General features: G+C 67.8%; 16 protein-coding genes and 1 pseudogene. 10 read left to right on the top strand and 7 right to left on the bottom strand.

All coding sequences use genetic code 11. The features are described 5' to 3' along the window. Positions 1 to 7: 7 nt before the first annotated feature. From VGP60_RS21980 to VGP60_RS22000, 5 genes are all read right to left on the bottom strand, one after another. Positions 8 to 868 (bottom strand): sigma-70 family RNA polymerase sigma factor, encoded by an 861-nt coding sequence (locus VGP60_RS21980; protein ID WP_327549939.1) that lies wholly within the window; start codon positions 866 to 868, stop codon positions 8 to 10. Between the two features lie 31 nt (positions 869 to 899). Beyond that, positions 900 to 1,733: an alpha/beta hydrolase gene (locus tag VGP60_RS21985; RefSeq protein WP_327549940.1), complete on the bottom strand. Its 834-nt coding sequence runs from the start codon at positions 1,731 to 1,733 to the stop codon at positions 900 to 902. Positions 1,734 to 1,748: 15 nt separating this feature from the next. Continuing rightward, complete coding sequence (locus VGP60_RS21990) at positions 1,749 to 2,510, bottom strand: SDR family NAD(P)-dependent oxidoreductase (protein ID WP_327549941.1); 762 nt, start codon at positions 2,508 to 2,510, stop codon at positions 1,749 to 1,751. A 76-nt stretch (positions 2,511 to 2,586) separates the two neighbouring features. Then, positions 2,587 to 3,540, bottom strand: a complete 954-nt coding sequence (locus tag VGP60_RS21995) for a sigma-70 family RNA polymerase sigma factor (protein ID WP_327549942.1) — start codon at positions 3,538 to 3,540, stop codon at positions 2,587 to 2,589. A gap of 37 nt (positions 3,541 to 3,577) precedes the next feature. Next, a complete protein-coding gene (locus VGP60_RS22000) occupies positions 3,578 to 4,342 on the bottom strand; it encodes a helix-turn-helix domain-containing protein (protein WP_327549943.1) in 765 nt (254 codons plus the stop codon). Between the two features lie 39 nt (positions 4,343 to 4,381). Here VGP60_RS22000 and VGP60_RS22005 point away from each other — a divergent pair, with 39 nt between their 5' ends. The 3 genes from VGP60_RS22005 to VGP60_RS22015 all read left to right on the top strand — a co-directional run bounded on the left by VGP60_RS22005 (position 4,382) and on the right by VGP60_RS22015 (position 6,677). After that, on the top strand, positions 4,382 to 4,747 hold the full coding sequence (locus VGP60_RS22005) for a DUF4345 domain-containing protein (protein ID WP_327549944.1): 366 nt from the start codon (positions 4,382 to 4,384) through the stop codon (positions 4,745 to 4,747). Positions 4,748 to 4,804: 57 nt separating this feature from the next. Continuing rightward, positions 4,805 to 5,158, top strand: coding sequence for a VOC family protein (locus tag VGP60_RS22010; protein ID WP_327549945.1), 354 nt, complete (start codon positions 4,805 to 4,807; stop codon positions 5,156 to 5,158). A gap of 400 nt (positions 5,159 to 5,558) precedes the next feature. After that, positions 5,559 to 6,677, top strand: coding sequence for an ionic transporter y4hA (locus VGP60_RS22015; RefSeq protein ID WP_327549946.1), 1,119 nt, complete (start codon positions 5,559 to 5,561; stop codon positions 6,675 to 6,677). On the opposite strand, the gene VGP60_RS22020 is transcribed toward VGP60_RS22015, so the two are convergent. Continuing rightward, complete coding sequence (locus VGP60_RS22020; RefSeq protein ID WP_327549947.1) at positions 6,667 to 7,401, bottom strand: FadR/GntR family transcriptional regulator; 735 nt, start codon at positions 7,399 to 7,401, stop codon at positions 6,667 to 6,669. The two genes, VGP60_RS22015 and VGP60_RS22020, sit on opposite strands and share 11 nt — an antisense overlap. Positions 7,402 to 7,632: 231 nt before the next feature. Between VGP60_RS22020 and VGP60_RS22025 the strand changes: the two genes are divergently transcribed. The 6 genes and pseudogenes from VGP60_RS22025 (at position 7,633) to VGP60_RS22050 (ending at position 14,711) form a co-directional block, all read left to right on the top strand. Then, positions 7,633 to 9,249 carry an ABC transporter substrate-binding protein gene (locus VGP60_RS22025; protein WP_327549948.1) on the top strand — a complete coding sequence of 539 codons (1,617 nt, stop codon included), beginning with the start codon at positions 7,633 to 7,635 and terminating at the stop codon, positions 9,247 to 9,249. An 85-nt stretch (positions 9,250 to 9,334) separates the two neighbouring features. Next, positions 9,335 to 9,574: pseudogene (locus VGP60_RS22030) on the top strand (ABC transporter permease); the annotation flags it as partial. A gap of 122 nt (positions 9,575 to 9,696) precedes the next feature. After that, the gene (locus VGP60_RS22035) at positions 9,697 to 10,092 is read left to right on the top strand and encodes a dihydrodipicolinate synthase family protein (RefSeq protein WP_327549986.1); all 396 of its coding nucleotides are present in this window, start codon (positions 9,697 to 9,699) and stop codon (positions 10,090 to 10,092) included. Beyond that, positions 10,092 to 12,098 (top strand): beta-galactosidase, encoded by a 2,007-nt coding sequence (locus VGP60_RS22040; protein ID WP_327549949.1) that lies wholly within the window; start codon positions 10,092 to 10,094, stop codon positions 12,096 to 12,098. The genes VGP60_RS22035 and VGP60_RS22040 overlap by 1 nt, the downstream gene beginning before the upstream one ends. After that, entirely contained in the window at positions 12,095 to 13,966 is a 1,872-nt protein-coding gene (locus tag VGP60_RS22045) for a sialidase family protein (protein ID WP_327549950.1), read from the top strand. Before VGP60_RS22040 ends, VGP60_RS22045 begins: the two co-directional genes overlap by 4 nt. A gap of 67 nt (positions 13,967 to 14,033) precedes the next feature. Then, the gene (locus VGP60_RS22050; RefSeq protein WP_327549951.1) at positions 14,034 to 14,711 is read left to right on the top strand and encodes a RibD family protein; all 678 of its coding nucleotides are present in this window, start codon (positions 14,034 to 14,036) and stop codon (positions 14,709 to 14,711) included. A gap of 1 nt (position 14,712) precedes the next feature. On the opposite strand, the gene VGP60_RS22055 is transcribed toward VGP60_RS22050, so the two are convergent. Continuing rightward, positions 14,713 to 15,483 carry a CDP-alcohol phosphatidyltransferase family protein gene (locus VGP60_RS22055; protein ID WP_327549952.1) on the bottom strand — a complete coding sequence of 257 codons (771 nt, stop codon included), beginning with the start codon at positions 15,481 to 15,483 and terminating at the stop codon, positions 14,713 to 14,715. 84 nt (positions 15,484 to 15,567) lie between these two features. On the opposite strand from VGP60_RS22055, the gene VGP60_RS22060 reads away from it, so the two are divergent. Then, positions 15,568 to 16,548: a zinc-binding alcohol dehydrogenase gene (locus tag VGP60_RS22060; protein WP_327549953.1), complete on the top strand. Its 981-nt coding sequence runs from the start codon at positions 15,568 to 15,570 to the stop codon at positions 16,546 to 16,548. The last annotated feature ends 6 nt before the right edge of the window (positions 16,549 to 16,554 follow it).

The following is a 16,554-nucleotide window of genomic DNA, read 5'->3' on the forward strand; positions in this document are numbered from 1 at the left end:
CTTTCTATCAGGCTCCGAGGATTTCGACCTCCAGATCGCGGAGAGTCGCGGCCTCGGCGAGCAGCGCGATCTCGACGATCTTCCCGTCCTCGACGATGAAGCTGAACGCGAGCCGCGGCTTTCCGTCCGGCGCCCAGACCGCTCCGGCCAGTCCTTCGAGCAGCGCCGGGCGCGCCCCTTTGGCGCGACCCGAGACCGTTTTCGCCACCGCGGCCGCTCCGCGGATTTCGCCCGCCGCGCCCGCCCGCCGGGCCGCGTCGTCGGCACGCACCACGACGTCCGGATCCAGCAACTCGAGCAGTGCGGCGAAGTCCCCGCCGCGGGAAGCGGCGAGGAAGGCGTCGACCACTTCCCGCTGCCGGGTGGCGTCGGCGCTGGGCACCGCGTCCTTGCCCTGGACCCGGCGGCGCGCACGGCTGGCGAGCTGCCTCGCCGCCACCGGGGACCGGCCCACGATCGGCGCGATCTCGTCGAACGACAGGGCGAACATGTCGTGCAGCACGAACGCGAGCCGCTCGGCCGGCGCCAGTGTCTCGAGGACGACCATCAACGCGAGCCCGACCGAGTCGGCCAGCACCGCTTCGTGCTCGGGATCGTGCCCGTCGACCGAATCGGGCATCTCCGCGCCGAACTCCTCACGCCGCGACTTGCGCGAGCGCAGCATGTCCAGGCATACCCGGCCGACGACCGTCGTCAGCCAGCCGCCCAGGTTCTCGACCGCGCTGACATCCGAACGGCTGAGGCGGAGCCACGACTCCTGCACCGCGTCGTCCGCCTCGTTCAGCGAGCCGAGCATCCGGTAGGCCACCGTCCGCAGCTGCGGACGGTGGGTGTCGAACTGCTCGGCCAGCCAGTCGTGTTCGTCCATCGGTCACATTCCTCCGTCGCTGTCCGTCAAGTCACTGACGAACCGGACCGAGCCCATGTGACAGGAGTGCGAAGAACTCCTCGACGACCGGCGCCAGCACGGCGGGGGAGAACTGATGCCCCTGCCCTTCCAGCGTGGCGCTCTCGGCGTTCGGCAGGACGTCGGCGAGCACCGCGACCGCGTTGCGCTGGTACTCGGGACTTTCGCTCCCGGCGAGCACCAGCGTCGGGACGGCGACCCTCGCGAACCGGGCCAGCGCCGTCGGGTCGCCGCTCTGCGTATCGCCCATGACCCGGCCGTCGTAGGCGATGGTGTGCGTGATGGCCTCGAGCGCCGGCCACATCGGGTCCTGCTGAACTCCGGCGGCCATCTCCTCGGGCAGCCCGACCGCCACGGTCATGAAGAGCTTGAAGGCGTCGCCGCGGCGGTTTGCGGCCACCAGGCCGTCCAGTTGGTCGACGAAGTTGGCGGGCATCGGCGCCCTGCCGTCGTCGACGATGAACGGCGGCTCGTAGCAGGCGAGTTTCGTGACCGCGAGGCCCCGCGCCGCCGCTTCGAGGGCGAGCACCGCGCCGGAGGATTCGCCCAGCAGGTGGGCGTTGCCGCCGGCGACGCCGATCAGCGCGTCGAGATCCTCGACCTCCCGCTCGACGGCGTAGGGCGCGGTATCCCCGCTTTCGCCACGGCCTCGGCGGTCGTAGGTGAAGACGGTGAACCGCAGTGACAGCAGTTTTGCGAGTTCGGCACCGGCTTGGTCGAACGCGCGGTACGAGGTCGCACCGCCGACGTAGATCACCGCCGGTCCGGCCCCGATCCGGTCGTAGGCGATGAGCGTGCCGTCTTTCGAGCGCACTGAGTTGACCATGTGTGTTCCCCCTGCTCAGTTGATGTACGAGCCGCAGGTCATGTTGAGCGCGGCCCCGGTCATGGTGCGAGCCCAGTCCGACGCGGCGAACGCGGCCACGTTGCCGACGTCGTCCAGTGTCGCGGCCTTCCCGGTCAGCGTCAGCCCGACGATGTTGCGCGCGATGGTCTCGCGCTGGTCGTAGTCCGCTGGGATGGTCTCGGGAAGGCCGCCGGTCTGCAGGGTTAGTACTCGGATCCCGAACGGCGCGAGCTCCACCGCTAGCTGCCGCCGCATGGACTCCACGACGTCGAACGCGGCCTGGATTCCGCCAAGGTTGTACTCGCGCATCGGGCCGCGGTCGCCCGAACCGCCGAATGCCATGATCACCCCCGAGCCCTGGGTCTTCATGTGCCGGGCGGCCGCGCGCGACGTGAGGAACTTCGAGCTCAGGGCAGTGGCGACGGGGCGGAGGTAGTCCTCCAACGCCATGTCGACCATCGGGGTGCCCTGGACGTCGCTGTCCGAGATGACGTTGACCGACACGTCGATACTCCCGGCCAGCGCGACGACGCCGGCCGCGTGTTCGTCGACCGAACGCTCGTCCAGCGCGTCGACCTCGGCTGTCTGGGCCACCCCGCCGGCGCCGCGGATCTGGTCGGCGACCTTCTCCAGGGTCGCCCGGGTGCGCCCGGCGAGGAACACCCGGGCGCCTTCGCGGGCGAAGGCCGTCGCGATCGCACCGCCGACCGAGCCACCTGCGCCGTACACGATCGTGTTCTTACCTTCGAGCAACATGGTTTGCCTCCTGCAGGTGAGTGCTTTCAGGAGGTGTAACCCGGCGAAATCGCCGAACTCATCGCGGCGGCGGAAATTACCCGGAAATCTCGGCGGGGAGGCCGAACCGGGAGAAGTCCGCGGTCAGGAACGCGACCACTTCGGCGATTTTCGTGCCCTCGAGCCGCAGTATGTCGATCCCCGCCGGGAGGTAGACGGCCTTGTCCTCATCCCACATGTAGGTGCCGAACGCGAGCTGCGCGTTCGCTCGCGCCGGGAGGAAACGCCATTTCCTGGTCAGCGGCTTCTCCAGCAGGAACGCGCGGACGGCGTCGTGGCCCTCGTACCAATCCGGCAGCGGCGGCATGGCGTACTTGGCGTCCTCGGTCAGCATTGACACGATCGCGTCGACGTCGCCGATCTCCCACGCCATCGTGTACTGGTCCGCGATCTTCCGGATACTGTTCTCGCTGAGCGAGCGCAGGTTCGCCTGCTGGGTGACGCTGGGAAGCCGGTCACCGAGGACCTTGCGGGCGCGCTGCAACGCGCTGTTGACCGACGCGACCGTGGTCTCCAGTTGGCCCGCGACCTCCCGCGCGGAGAATCCGAGCACCTCACGCAGGACCAGCGCGGCCCGCTGGCCCGCAGACAAGTGTTGAAGCGCGGCGACGAAGGCCAGCTCCACCCCTTCGCGCGCGGCGTAACGGGCTTCGGGATCCAGCGCGGCCAAGCCCAGTTTGTCGTCGGGATACGGCTCCAGCCAGGTCGTCTCGGCGAGCGGCGCGGCGCCCGGGCTCAGATCGGTGGGCAGCTCGCGGCGGCTTCGGCGCTCGATCAGCGTCAGGCAGCGGTTCGTGGCGATCTTGTACAGCCACGGCCGGATCGTGCCGCGGTCGTCGAACTTCCCGAGGCCTTGCCAGGCCCGCACCAGTGTTTCCTGCATGGCGTCTTCGGCGTCGTGCAGCGAGCCGAGCATGCGGTAGCAGTGCGCCTGCAGCTCCCCGCGGAACGGGTCGACCAGCTGCTGGAAGTCGATGGAGTCGTCTACCACAACACCTCCAGAACTTGCGGCCGTCCAGAAAACCAGCCTAGTCGGTGGGCGACGGCCGGATCGCGACGCCGGTGGCGAGCAGCCGGCTGGGGCGCAGGCCGAACATCGCGTGGAAACTGTCGCTGAAATGCGACGGGCTGGCGAAGCCGGCCTCGGCCGCGGCGAAGGTGAGATCGTGGCCGCCTGCCAGCTCGGTGCCCGCGCGCAGCATGCGGGCCCACAGGCGGTACCGGCGGAAACTGGTGCCGGTGTGCTCCCGGAACAGATGCAGGAACCTCGACGTCGACAGGCCCGCCCGGGTGGCGAGCTCGTCGGCGCCGGGGGCCGGATTCGTTCGCTCGCGCAGGTGCCGGGCCGCGGCGTCGATACGTTCGTCCAGCACGTGGTGTTTCGCCGGTCCGGCGATGTCGAGCCAGTGGAGTGCCGGGTCCGGCGAGTTCGCGATGAGCGCGTCCTCCTCGGTGTGGTCGTAGCGGACGCTTTCGCTTCCGCTCGACATCCGCAACCGGCACTGCCGTTCACGCGCCGACGCCGGATCGAGGTAGCAGAAGATCATCTGGCGGCCGTGTGCCACCAGTTGATGCCGAACCCGGGGCGCGATGAGCGCCGTGCGCGCCGGGCGTCCGCCTTCGGTGGCGGTCCGCACGGTGAACGAGTCGTCCAGCCCGACCGCGAGACAGGCCACCGAGCCGGAGTGCGGCCCGAGGTCCAGCGACGGCCCGGAGTAGACGGCGTGGCCGGGCCAGAGCCACAGGGTCGCGCAGCCGGTTTCTGGAAGCTGCGTCGCGGGCGCGGGCGTCATCCTGGTCTCCGGTTTCGCGGCGGTTTCGAGGAGTGGTGCATGGCTACCGTAGTGATCATCGCCGTCGGGGTGTTCTTCCTGGGCATGGGCGGGTACGCCTTGGCGGCCCCGGCCGCGCTGGTCCGCCCCTTCCGCCTCAGTGCCGACACCCCGGAGGCCAGGTCGGAGGTCCGCGCGGTCTACGGCGGTTTCGGCGTCGCGACGGCGGTGCTGCTGGGTGTCGCCGCGCTGGGTGCCGAGAGCATCAGGTCCGGTGTGGTGATCGCCGTCGGCACCGCGCTGGCGGGCATGGCGCTGGGCAGAGTGGTGTCCCGGTTGGTCGACCGGCCGACCGTGTTCTATCCGATCTGGTTCTACTTCGGCGTCGAAACCGTCGCGGCGGGGCTGCTCTTCGCGGTCGCTTGACCTGGGGTGGAGGCGGAGCAGGATAAGGACTCCGCGATTACTCACGAGAGCGAGCAAATGATCATCCACCGCATCGTGCCGAACCTCAACGTCGACGACGCGACCACCGGTCACGACTTCTACGAGGAGTTCCTCGGTCTTCAGAAACAATTCGACATGGGCTGGGTCGCCAGCTTCCGATCACCGACGAACCCGAGTGTGCAGGTGAGCCTCGTCTCCGGCGACGCCACCGCCCCTGAGCAGTCGTCGCTCACCGTCGCCGTGGCCGACGTCGACGCCGCCTATGCGGAGGCACAACGCCGCGGTTACGAGATCGTCTATCCGCTCACCAAGGAGCCCTGGGGTCTGCGACGGTTCTTCGTCCGAGATCCCCACGGCATCGTGGTCAACATCGCCGGCCACGCCGACTAGCCCGCTTTGCCATCTGTCGACAGATGGCGGTGTCTTAGTTGGAGAGAGATCACGTCATGTCGACATCTCGTGAGGTGGTGATGGGTGGGGCGCTGACCGCGATGGGGTGACATCGCGGTCAGCAGGGGTTAGGCGGCGTGTTCGTGTGGGTGGTGTTGCGGATGGACTAGCCCGCGTGATGGAGAAACCCTTATGTGCCAGCAAATCGACACGTCAAATCTCGGGAACGTTATGCGTGGAGCGAAAATATCCATCCGGACCGCCTGAAACCCAACCAAGAACCGGGAAAAGTGGCGTCCGCCACCCCAAGAAGCCCACAACCCAAGCAGCACAACAAAAGCCAGAGACCGAGCAAGATCACGATTCGGTCCAAAGAACACTCATCACCTAGGCTGACCAAGTGACCACGACAAGCAGGCCACCGACGGCAGTTCTCCCCCGATGGAGCCTCATCGCCCCGCCCGCGGCGATCGTCGTCCTCGTCATTTCCTGGGGACGAGACCTCGGGCCCGTTCTCCTGCCCTTGGTCTGCCTCGCCTTGGCGGCGGGGGTCATCGCGGCGGTGCATCACGCCGAGGTTGTGGCCCATCGGGTCGGCGAGCCGTTCGGGACGCTCATTCTCGCCATCGCGGTCACGGTCATCGAGGTGGCGTTGATCGTCACCCTGATGGCGTCCGGTGGTGACAAGGCCGCCACGCTCGCCAGGGACACCGTCTTCGCGGCGGTGATGATCACCTGCAACGGTATCGTCGGGCTGGCGCTGTTGGTCGGCGCGTTGCGGCACCGGGTTCAGGACTTCCGGGTCGAGGGTTCCGGCGGTGCGCTGGCCGTTCTCGCCGCGCTGGTCACGCTCAGTCTTGTCCTGCCCACGGTCACCACCAGCGCGCCGGGCGGGACCGTCACTCCGGCGCAGCTAGCCTTCGCGGGGTTCGCGTCGTTGGCGTTGTACTGCGTGTTCGTCTTCGTCCAGACCGTTCGGCACCGTGACTACTTCCTCCCGGTGCCGAACAAGGCCGTTTCCAACACAGAAGACGACGTCGAGGAGCACGCGCCCGCGCCGTCTACCAAGACCTCGCTGGTGAGCCTGGGGCTGCTGCTGGTGTGCCTGGTCGCGGTGGTCGGGTTGGCGAAGACGGTGTCGCCGACGCTCGAATCGGCCGTCGAGTCGATCGGCGCGCCGCTGGGTGTGGTCGGGGTGGCGATCGCGTTGCTGGTCCTGATGCCGGAGACGCTGGCCGCCGTGCGTGCCGCGCGGCGTGACCGGCTGCAGACCAGTCTCAACCTGGCGCTGGGCTCGGCGTTGGCGAGTATCGGGCTGACGATCCCGGCGCTGGCGATCGCGTCGATCTGGATGACCGGTCCGCTGGTGCTCGGGCTCGGCCCGACCGAGATCGTCTTCCTCGTGCTCACCATGGTGATCAGCATGCTGACGCTGATCACCCGCCGCGCCACCGTGCTTCAGGGCGCGGTGCACCTGCTGGTGTTCAGCGCCTTCCTGTTCACCGCGTTCACCCCGTAAGGCCCTTCACGGTCTGTGCCGGGCGGGCCTCGCCGAAGCCGCCGTAGAGGCCGGCCTTGGCCCGTTTGCGGACCTCGTCGAAGTGCCGGTGCACGGCCTCGGTGGCCGCGTCGGGATCGCCGAGGACCAGCGCGTCGACGATGAGCTGGTGGCGTTTGGCCGTGCTGGCCGGTGACGACGCGGGGCCGCCGAGCTCGCCCTCGGTGGCCCGGTAGACGTCCCAGAACAGCCCGGTGAGCTCCCGCGCGAGGTCGAAGCCCGCCTCGGCGCAGAGCAGGTCGTGGAACTCCCGATCGGCCACCGCGCCGTCCGGGCCTTTCTTGCGCATCCGCGCGACGCACGCCTCGAGCTCGTCGATCAGTTCGGGCCGGTGGTCGCAGGCGACCCGCCGGGTCAATTCGGTCTCGATCATTTCCCGCAGCTCGAGCAGGTCCCGCAGGCGGCCGACGTCGGTGGCGCCGCGGGTGCGCGTGCGGAACAGCAGCCACGTCTGCAGCGCCTCCGAGCCCGCGGAGCCCACGAACGTGCCGTAACCGTGGCGGATCTCCACGATGCCCAATGCCTGCAGTGCCTTGATCGCCTCCCGGATGGAATTACGGCTGACGCCGATGTCCTCCATCAGGCTGAGTTCGGTCGGCATCGGAGCGCCGGGCGGCAGTGCCCGCTCGATGATCAGATCGATGATCTGCTTGGTGATCTCTTCGCTGCGTTGAAGGCGCGCCAAGATGTCGTCTCCCGGGGATAAGTTGGTTCACTGGCACGTCGCCACCGAGGACATCCTACGTCATTCCCCTGATGTTTCCCCCCTGTGACAGCAGGGTTTCGGCAATGTCCCCGAAGTACTTGACCCACCGGCCGGTCGAGTTCTAAGGTTCGGCCAGGTCATAGGACATCCCACGTCCTACTTCTTGACGGACCTCATCACTGGTGGCGATCAACAAGTTCAGGAGACGTTATGTCCCAGAGCCCGTTCGGGTCCGGCCGGCGGTTCAACCGGCGTGACTTACTGCGCTACACCGCGCTGGCCGGTGGCGTCGCGGCGTTCTCGTCGACGCTCGCCGCGTGCGGTGGCGGCCCGGCGTCGACGAACCGGACGGGCAGCGCGACCGGCTCCCTCACCGCCGTCCTCGGTTACGGCAACAACCAGACCTGGGACCCGTTGCAGACGGCGTCGGCGTTCTCGATGGCCGCCAATCTGCATTGTTACGAATCCCTTGTGGAGGGTGACCCGGTGACCCGGGAATCGTTCCCCGGGCTGGCGAAGGCGTTGCCCGCGGATATCACCGGCACCAGCTTGAAGTTCGACCTGCGGCCCGGTGCGAAATGGCACGACGGTCAGCCGGTGACGGCCGACGACGTCGTCTTCACCTACGCACGGGCGCTGGACGCGAAAGAAAACGTGCTGGTGCACAGTTTCTTCACGGGCTGGCTCAAGGAAGTGAAGAAGGTCAGCGACTCCTCGGTCGAATTCGTGCTGAATTTCCCGTTCCCGTACGCGTTGCTGCGCATCCAGACCTGCAAGATCATGCCCAAACACGTCTTCGAGGGTAAATGGGCCGACGCGGTGAGCGGCAAGGTCGTCGGATCGGGACCGTACAAGGTCACCGAGCAGGCGCCGCTGAGCCACACCGCCTTCGAGAAGTTCGAGGACTACAACGGCGAGCGCCCGGCCGCGTACCAGAAGATGCTGTGGAAGTCGATCGTCGACGCCGCCCCGCGCGTGGCGGCGATCTCCGGGGCGACGCCGGACGCGCAGATCGTCGAGAACATCCCGGCCGCCAACGCCGAGCAGTTGCGCAAGGCCGGCCGGACCGTCGAATTCGCCGACGGCGGCAACAACCTGTTCCTGCTGTTCAACACCGCGCATCCGCCCTTCGACAACAAGCTCGTCCGGCAGGCTCTGCATTACGCGATCGACGGCAAGAAGATGATCGACATCGGCCTGAAGGGCGCCGGGACCGACGCGACTTCGTTCATCAACCCGAAGCTGGCTTCTTCGCAGCCCGCGGTCAACGACTTCGCGTACAACCCGGACAAGGCGAAGGCGTTGCTACAGCAGGCCGGTGTCAACGGCCTGAGCATCTCACTGTCCACAACGAACACCTCACTCGTCGCCGACTGCGTCAAGGTCATCAAAGAAGGCTGGGACGCCATCGGCGTGACGACCACGTTGGACGCGCAGGACACCAAGGCTCTGTTCTCCAAACTGGACGCCGGCACCGATTTCCAGGTCGTCGCCACGACGAACAACCCGCAGCAGTTCGGCAACGACCCCGATCTGCTGATCCGGTACTACTACGCCGAGCAGTCGCTGCTGATGAAGAACTACGCCCGGTGGACCAACGCCGACGCCCAGGCTTTGCTCCGGTTGCAGGACAAGGCGGCTTCCGAGACCGACGAGACCCGGCGCAAGGCGTTGACCAAGCAGCTGCTGGACCTGATCTCCGACCAGGCCGTCATCTACCCCGTGGTCTTCACCCAGCTCGGTACCGCGTGGGACCCGAAGGCCATCTCCGGCGTGCGGGCGCAGGGTTACCCCGGCATCTACCTGAACCAGGCCAAACCGGCGTGAGTCTTCTGGGGTCAACCCCCAGACCCCGGCCGGGGGCGAGCCCCCTGGACCCCCCAAAGGAGCTGGTTTGATCGTCATTGTCAGGATGCTCCTAAGCCGCATCCTCGCGTTGGTGCCGCTGCTGCTCGGCGTCATCCTGTTCGTGTTCATCGTGATGCAGTTCTCGCCCACGGACCCGGCGCTCGCGGCGTTCGACGGCGGCAACGCCACCCACGAGCAGCTGGAGGAGTTCCGGCGCGCGAACGGGCTGCTCGACCCGTTGCCCCTGCAGTACGTGCATTTCGTCTGGCGGCTGCTGCAGGGTGACTTCGGCACGAGCGTGATCACCAAGCAGCCGGTGGGGGACACCATCGCGACCGCGCTGCCGCTCACCGTCCAGCTGACGGTGCTGGGGCTGGTCATCGCCGTCGTGGTCTCGCTCGTGCTCGGCGTGACGTCGGCGTTCTCCTGGGCAAGCGTGAGCGAGGACTCGACGAGTTCGCCGTGTTCACCGGCTCCGAGCTCGTCGTCGACTCGATGCTCGCGATGGGCGCGGGCGGGGTCGTGCCCGGTCTCGGCAACATCGACCCGGCCGCGTACGTGGCGATCTACGACCACTCCCGCGCCGGAAACGCCGAAGCCGCAAGGAAAGCGCAGGAACGGTTGCTGCGGCTGTTCACGATCACCGACGTCTCGCCGCCGAGCCGGATGGGCCGCGGCTCGGCCGCGCTCGGCGCGTTCAAGGCCGCGATGAAGATGCGCGGGTTCATCGACAACGCTGTCATGGCGCCGCCGCAGCTTCCGCTCAACGCGGAAGAACTGCTGCTCATCAAGGAAAAACTCGGGGAAGCGGGTCTCGTCTGATGGTCGCCTTCGATCGGATCCACTACGGAGCCGACTACAACCCGGAGCACTGGTCCTCGGAGGTGTGGGACGAGGACATGAAGCTCATGACGGAGTCCGGGGTCACCATGGTCACCGCCGGGATCTTCTCCTGGGCAGGTGTCGAGCCACGGCCAGGGGACTACGACTTCGGCTGGTTCGACACGGTGATGGACAAGCTCGCGGCGTCCGGCATCGCGGTCTGCCTCGCGACGATGACGGCGTCCCCGCCGCCGTGGATGACCCACCTGCACCCCGAGATCCTGCCCGTCCGCGCGGACGGCACGCGCCTGTCGTCCGGTGCCAGGCAACAGTTCTGCCCGTCGAGCGAGGTCTACCGGCGTTATGCCGGACGGCTCGTCGAGCAGATCGCCGCCCGCTACGGTGACCACCCGGCGCTCGCGATGTGGCATGTCGGCAACGAGTACGGCTGCCATATCCGTGCCTGCTACTGCGACAACTCGGCGGCGGACTTCCGGAACTGGCTCCAAAACCGTTACGGCGACATCGACGCCCTCAACGACGCCTGGACCACGACGTTCTGGTCGCAGCAGTACGACGACTGGGTCGAGGTCTTCCCGCCGCGGGTCGCGCCCACGTTCCCCAATCCGGCTCAGCAGCTGGACTATCACCGGTTTTCGTCGGACGCCTCGCTCGGCTGTTTCCTGACCGAGCAGCGGATCCTGCGCCGCGTCACGCCGGACGTCCCGATCACCACGAACTTCGTCGGGCTGGTGCAGAAGGCACTCGACTGGCACAAGTGGACCCCGCACGAGGACGTCGTCAGTCTCGACTCGTATCCCGATCCCTACGATCCGCGCGGGCATGTCGAAGCCGCGTTCGGCTACGACCTCGTACGGTCCACAAAGGACGGACAGCCGTGGATGCTGCTGGAGCAGGCGCCGAGCGCGGTGAACTGGCGGAACCGCAACAGCCCCAAGGCGCCCGGCGCGATGCGCCTCGGCAGCTGGCAGGCCGTCGCACAGGGCGCCGACGCGGTGCTGTTCTTCCAGTGGCGGCAAACCAGTGGTGGCGCGGAGAAGTTCCACTCCGCCATGGTCCCGCACGGCGGCCGCGAGACCAGGACGTTCCGTGAGGTGAGCGCACTGGGGCAGGAACTCGCCGCGGTTTCGCAGCTCGCCGGGACCCGTGTGCGCGCCGACGTCGCGCTGCTGCACGACTGGGAAAGCTGGTGGGGCCTCGAACTGGACTCGCATCCGTCGGACGATCTGCGTCAGCTGGAGGCGCATCTGGCCCACTACGCGCCACTGTTCGACGCGAGCATCACCTGCGATGTCGTGCATCCGGCGCGGGAACTGTCGGCGTACAAGCTTGTCGTGGTGCCGAACCTCTACCTGATGGACACCGAGGTCGCCGCCAACCTGCGCCGGTACGTCGAAGGCGGCGGGCATCTCGTGGTGTCGTTCTTCTCCGGCATCGTCGACAGTTGTGACCGGGCGTATCTCGGCGGATATCCGGCACCCCTGCGGGACATCCTCGGGCTGCGTATCGACGAGTTCTGGCCGCTGCCCGAGGACGGAAGTATCGGCCTGAAGTTCGCCGACGGCACGGATGCGACCGGCACGATCTGGTCCGAGTGGGTGGAACCGGAAGGCGCCGAGGTGATCGCGGAGTTCACCGGCGGCGAGCTCGCGGGCAAAGCCGCGGTGACCCGCCACGCTTTCGGCGCCGGGGCCGCCTGGTATCTCGCGAGCAGGCCGGACGCCGACGGCATGCGGACGCTGCTGGACCGTGTCGCCGCGGAAGCCGGAGTCGTGCCTGTGCTGCCGGGACTTCCCGAGGGCGTGCAGGCGGTTGTCCGCGATGGCAAGGAAAACACGTATCTGATCCTGCTCAACCACAGTGGCGAGGAGGTCACCGTGCCGTTGCCGGTGCCCGCGCCCGATCTGCTCACCGATCCCGGTCTCGTGCTCGACCGGGTTTCGCTGGCCCCGCGCGGGGTCGCTGTTCTGGGGAGGACGTCATGAAGGCTCTCAGTTTGAAGGCACAGCCGGCCCGGGTGGCACTGGTTTTGGCGATGCTCGCCGGGATGCTGGTACCCGGTTCGGCGCAAGCGGCCACGCCGTTCTTCGACCAGCAGGTGCTGTTCAAAGCCGTGCGGGATCCGGGGTACAGCTGCTTCCGCATCCCCGCGATCGTGCGCAGCACCCACGGCACGCTGCTGGCTTTCGCGGAGGGGCGGATCGACAACTGCGGCGACACCGGCGACATCGACCTCGTGCTGAAGCGGTCCGCCGACGGAGGCAAGACGTGGTCGCCACTGCAGGTCGTCAACCGCGGAAACGGTGACACCCATGGGAACCCAGTGCCGATCGTGGACGCCACGACCGGCCGGACCGTGCTCATCACCACCTACAACGCCGGTCGGGACGACGACAAGGGCTGCTCCGTCCCGTGTCCACGGTTCCCGCACCAGCAGGTCAGCGACGACGACGGCGTGACGTGGTCGGCGCCCGAGGACATCGGCGCGCAGGTCAAACCGTCCAATTGGGACTCCTGGTACGCATCCGGCCCGGTGCACGGAATCCAGCTCACGAAGGGGCGGCACGCCGGGCGGCTCGTCTTCGGCGTCAACGCCGAAACCAGTGACGGCACGAACTCCATCGAGAACCACGCCGCGCTGATCTACAGCGACGACCACGGCGACAACTGGAAAGTCGGCGCCGTCGACAGTTTCGACCATCCCGTCGGCGGCACGATGGCGCAGAAACCGTCCGAGGTCAGTGTCGTCGAACTGGCCGACGGCTCGATCTACGCCGGCGGCCGCGAGCAGAGCGGCACCGACATCGGCAACCGCGACTACGCGATCAGCCGGGACGGCGGGGAAACCTTCAGTACGGATTTCACCACGATCCCGGACCTGGTGACGCCGATGGTCCAGGGCTCGCTGCTCCGCCTGCACCGCGAAGGACGTGGTGACCGGATCCTGTTCTCATCGCCGTCGGACACCGACCGGCGGCGCTGGATGATGATCCGTTCCTCCTACGACAGTGGGCGGAGTTGGGAAAACGCGGAACAGGGCACGCAGCTCACCACCGACTGGTCGGGTTACTCGGACCTGGTCCAGATCAGTGACCCGAAGGCGCGGACGACGGAAATCGGCCTGATGTACGAAGGTGGCGCGGTCGACGCCCGAGACGAAATCCGCTTCGCGCGGTTTGACGAGGATTACCTCGGCTGGCGAAAGAGTGCCGGTCCGACCACGCCGGACGTTTCCGGGCAGCACGCGGACAGCCGTGTCCTGGGCGGCGCGAAAACCACCCGCGGGAAGTTCGGCGGCGCACTGGAACTCGACGGCGTCGACGACTACGTCCGAGTTCCCTACAACAGCTCGCAACTGCCCGGCGCGGGTGATCTCACCTGGACCGGCTGGTTCAACTACGGCGCCACCAAGGGCAACCAGGTGCTGTTCTGGCTCGGCGGCATGGGGAGTACCGCGCCACAACTGTGGCTGCGCGGCGAACCCGGCGCGAACCGGTTGATCGCCTCGATGACGACCGCGGGCGGCACGAAGTCCATCACCTCGGCCGGGGCCTACGACGACCAGGCGTGGCACCACATCGCGCTGCAGCGCGCGGCGGGGCAGCTGCTGCTCTGGGTCGACGGTGCCCAGGTCGCGTCGGGTCCGGCGCCTGCCGGTTCGGTCAGCGAAACGGTGTCGTTCCAGTTGCAGCTGGGGCAGCGCCTCGACAACGCTTTCCGCTGGGACGGGAAGTTCGACGAGGTACGGCTTTACCGCCGGGCGTTGTCCCCGGCGGAGCTCGGCAATGTCCGCCTGCACAACGCTGTCCCGGCCGGACAAGTACTGAGGCTGCCTTTCGACAAACTATTTTGATGATTGACGCCGAGGGGTTCGTCGCGCAGGTTAGGTGACGAACCACCGAGGAGGGATCATCGTCTTCATGAGCCAGCGTCCCTATGTGTTGCTGTCGGTCGCCGTTTCTCTCGACGGCTGTGTCGACGACACCGGCACGAACCGGCTTCTGCTGTCCAACGACCAGGATTTCGACCGCGTCGACGAAGTCCGGTCCGGGATGGATGCCATCCTGGTCGGTGCCAACACGATCCGGTCGGACAATCCCCGGCTGCTGGTGAATTCGGCGGAGCGGAAGCGGCAACGCGTCGGCGACGGCCTGCCCGCCACACCGGTGAAGGTGACACTGACCAGCAGCGGAAATGTGGAGCCCACGGCGAAATTCTTCACCACGGGCGACAACGACAAGCTGGTCTACACCACGAGCAGCGCGTTTCCGTCGGTCCAGGAGCGGCTGGGCGAGGTGGCGACGGTCGTCGACGCGGGCGACCCGCTGGACGTGCACGCGGTGCTGGCGGATCTGACCGAGCGGAAGATCGAGCGGCTGATGGTCGAAGGAGGCGGCATGGTCCACACGCTGTTCCTCTCCGCCGGGGTCGTCGACGAGCTGCACGTCGTCTACGCGCCGTTCTTCGTCGGCCAGGCCGACGCGCCGCGGCTGGTCAACCCGGCGGTGTTCCCCCAGGGACCGGGCCAGCGCATGAAGCTGGCCGAAGTCCGCCAGCTCGGCGACGTCGTGCTGCTCCGCTACCACCCGCAGCCCTGACTTACGCGGCTTGACCAGCGGAAACAGTCTCGCGGCCGGCGGCGGGCACGGGCTGGTGGCTGTGGTGCTGCCGCCACAGCCACACGACGTCCCGGCCGAACGACCACACGAGTGACGCCAGCGCCAGGCCCACCGCGATGCCGGCGCCCGCCATCGGCAGTACGTCCGCCCCGGCCACGACCAGCGCGACGCCCTGCCCCGCGGCCACGGTCTTGCGCGCGAAGCTGCCCGGCAACTCCGAGCGCAGCCACGGCAGCACCCAGGCGGCCGCGACGAAGGCGTACCGCATGACGCCGATGGCCAGCACCCACGGTCCCAGCGAAAGCGAGACGTAAACGCTCAGCACCAGGATGAGGAACGCGTCGACCTCCATGTCGAACCGCGCGCCCAGCGGGGAGCTGGTGCCGGTGCGCCGCGCGACCTTGCCGTCGACGGCGTCGAGCGCGAGCGCCACCGAGGCGAGCGCGACGAGGACCAGCACGCGGTTGCCCGCGGCGGTGCCGTCCATCACGAGCGCGGTCACGCCGCCGACGAGCACGGACCTGGCCAGCGTGACGAGGTCGGCCGGGCCCAGTGAGCGGGTGCCGTAGCGCCGCAGCGCGGAGGAGAGGATGGCCCAGATCGCGATGGCGTACGTCGCTCCGGCGAGCCAGCCGATCGGGCTGAGGCCGACGCCTGCCCACAGCAGCGTCAGCAGGATGAGCTGTGCGCCCGCACCGGCGGCCTGCTCTTGAGCGGCTGAACCCGTGCCACACTCTGCTCGTGTGATCATCAGTACCTGCTTCTTCCTTGGGTGCCGCGCCGGTCCGCGGGGTTCCTGGGAACTCGCGCCACCCGGTTATCGCGGAGGTTGACCATGACACGTACCGAACGTGCCTTCTGGTTCAAATCCCTGGAAGAAAGTGAGCTCCGATTTTCCGAGGTGCCCGAGCCGGGCGACGGTGAGGTGCTCGTCCGCAGCCTTTTTTCGGGGGTGAGCCGGGGGACGGAGACGCTGGTCTTCCGTGGTGGCGTGCCGGAAAACCAGTACGACGTGATGCGGGCACCGTTCCAGGACGGTGACTTTCCGTGGCCGGTCAAATACGGCTATCTCAACGTCGGGATCGTCGAGCAGGGACCGCCGGAGCTGCTCGGCCGGACTGTCTTCTGCCTCTATCCGCATCAGACGCGGTACGTGGTGCCGGCCGAAGCCGTCACCGTGGTCCCGGACGACGTGCCCCCGGCGCGGGCGGTGCTGGCCGGGACCCTGGAGACCGCGGTGAACGCCCTGTGGGACGCCGCGCCGCTGGTCGGCGACCGGATCGCCGTCATCGGCGCCGGGATGGTCGGCTGCAGTGTCGCCGGGCTCCTCGCCGGTTTCCCCGGGGTCCGCGTGCAGCTCGTCGACGTCGATCCCCAGCGTGAAGAGGTCGCCAAGGCGCTCGGCGTCGAGTTCGCGCTGCCCGAGGACGCGCTGGGGGAGTGCGACCTGGTCGTGCACACCAGCGCCACCGAGGCGGGGCTCAACCGGTCGCTCGAGCTGCTCGGGCACGAGGGCGAGGTCATCGAGCTGAGCTGGTACGGCGACCGCCGGGTCAGCCTGCCGCTCGGCGAGTTCTTCCACTCGAAGCGACTCTCCGTGCGCAGCAGCCAGGTCGGCTCGGTGTCACCCGCCCGCCGCGCGCGCCGCGGTTATTCGGACCGGCTGGCACTCGCCCTGCGCCTGCTCGCCGATCCCAAATACGACGCGCTGATCACCGGTGAAAGCGATTTCGACGACCTGCCCGGTGTCATGTCCAGACTTGCCAACGGCGAACTCCCGGCGTTGTGCCATCGGATCGTTTACGGTCCCGCATAGGAGGTT

It is taken from the genome of Amycolatopsis sp. (genome assembly GCF_036008905.1).
Taxonomy (GTDB): domain Bacteria; phylum Actinomycetota; class Actinomycetes; order Mycobacteriales; family Pseudonocardiaceae; genus Amycolatopsis.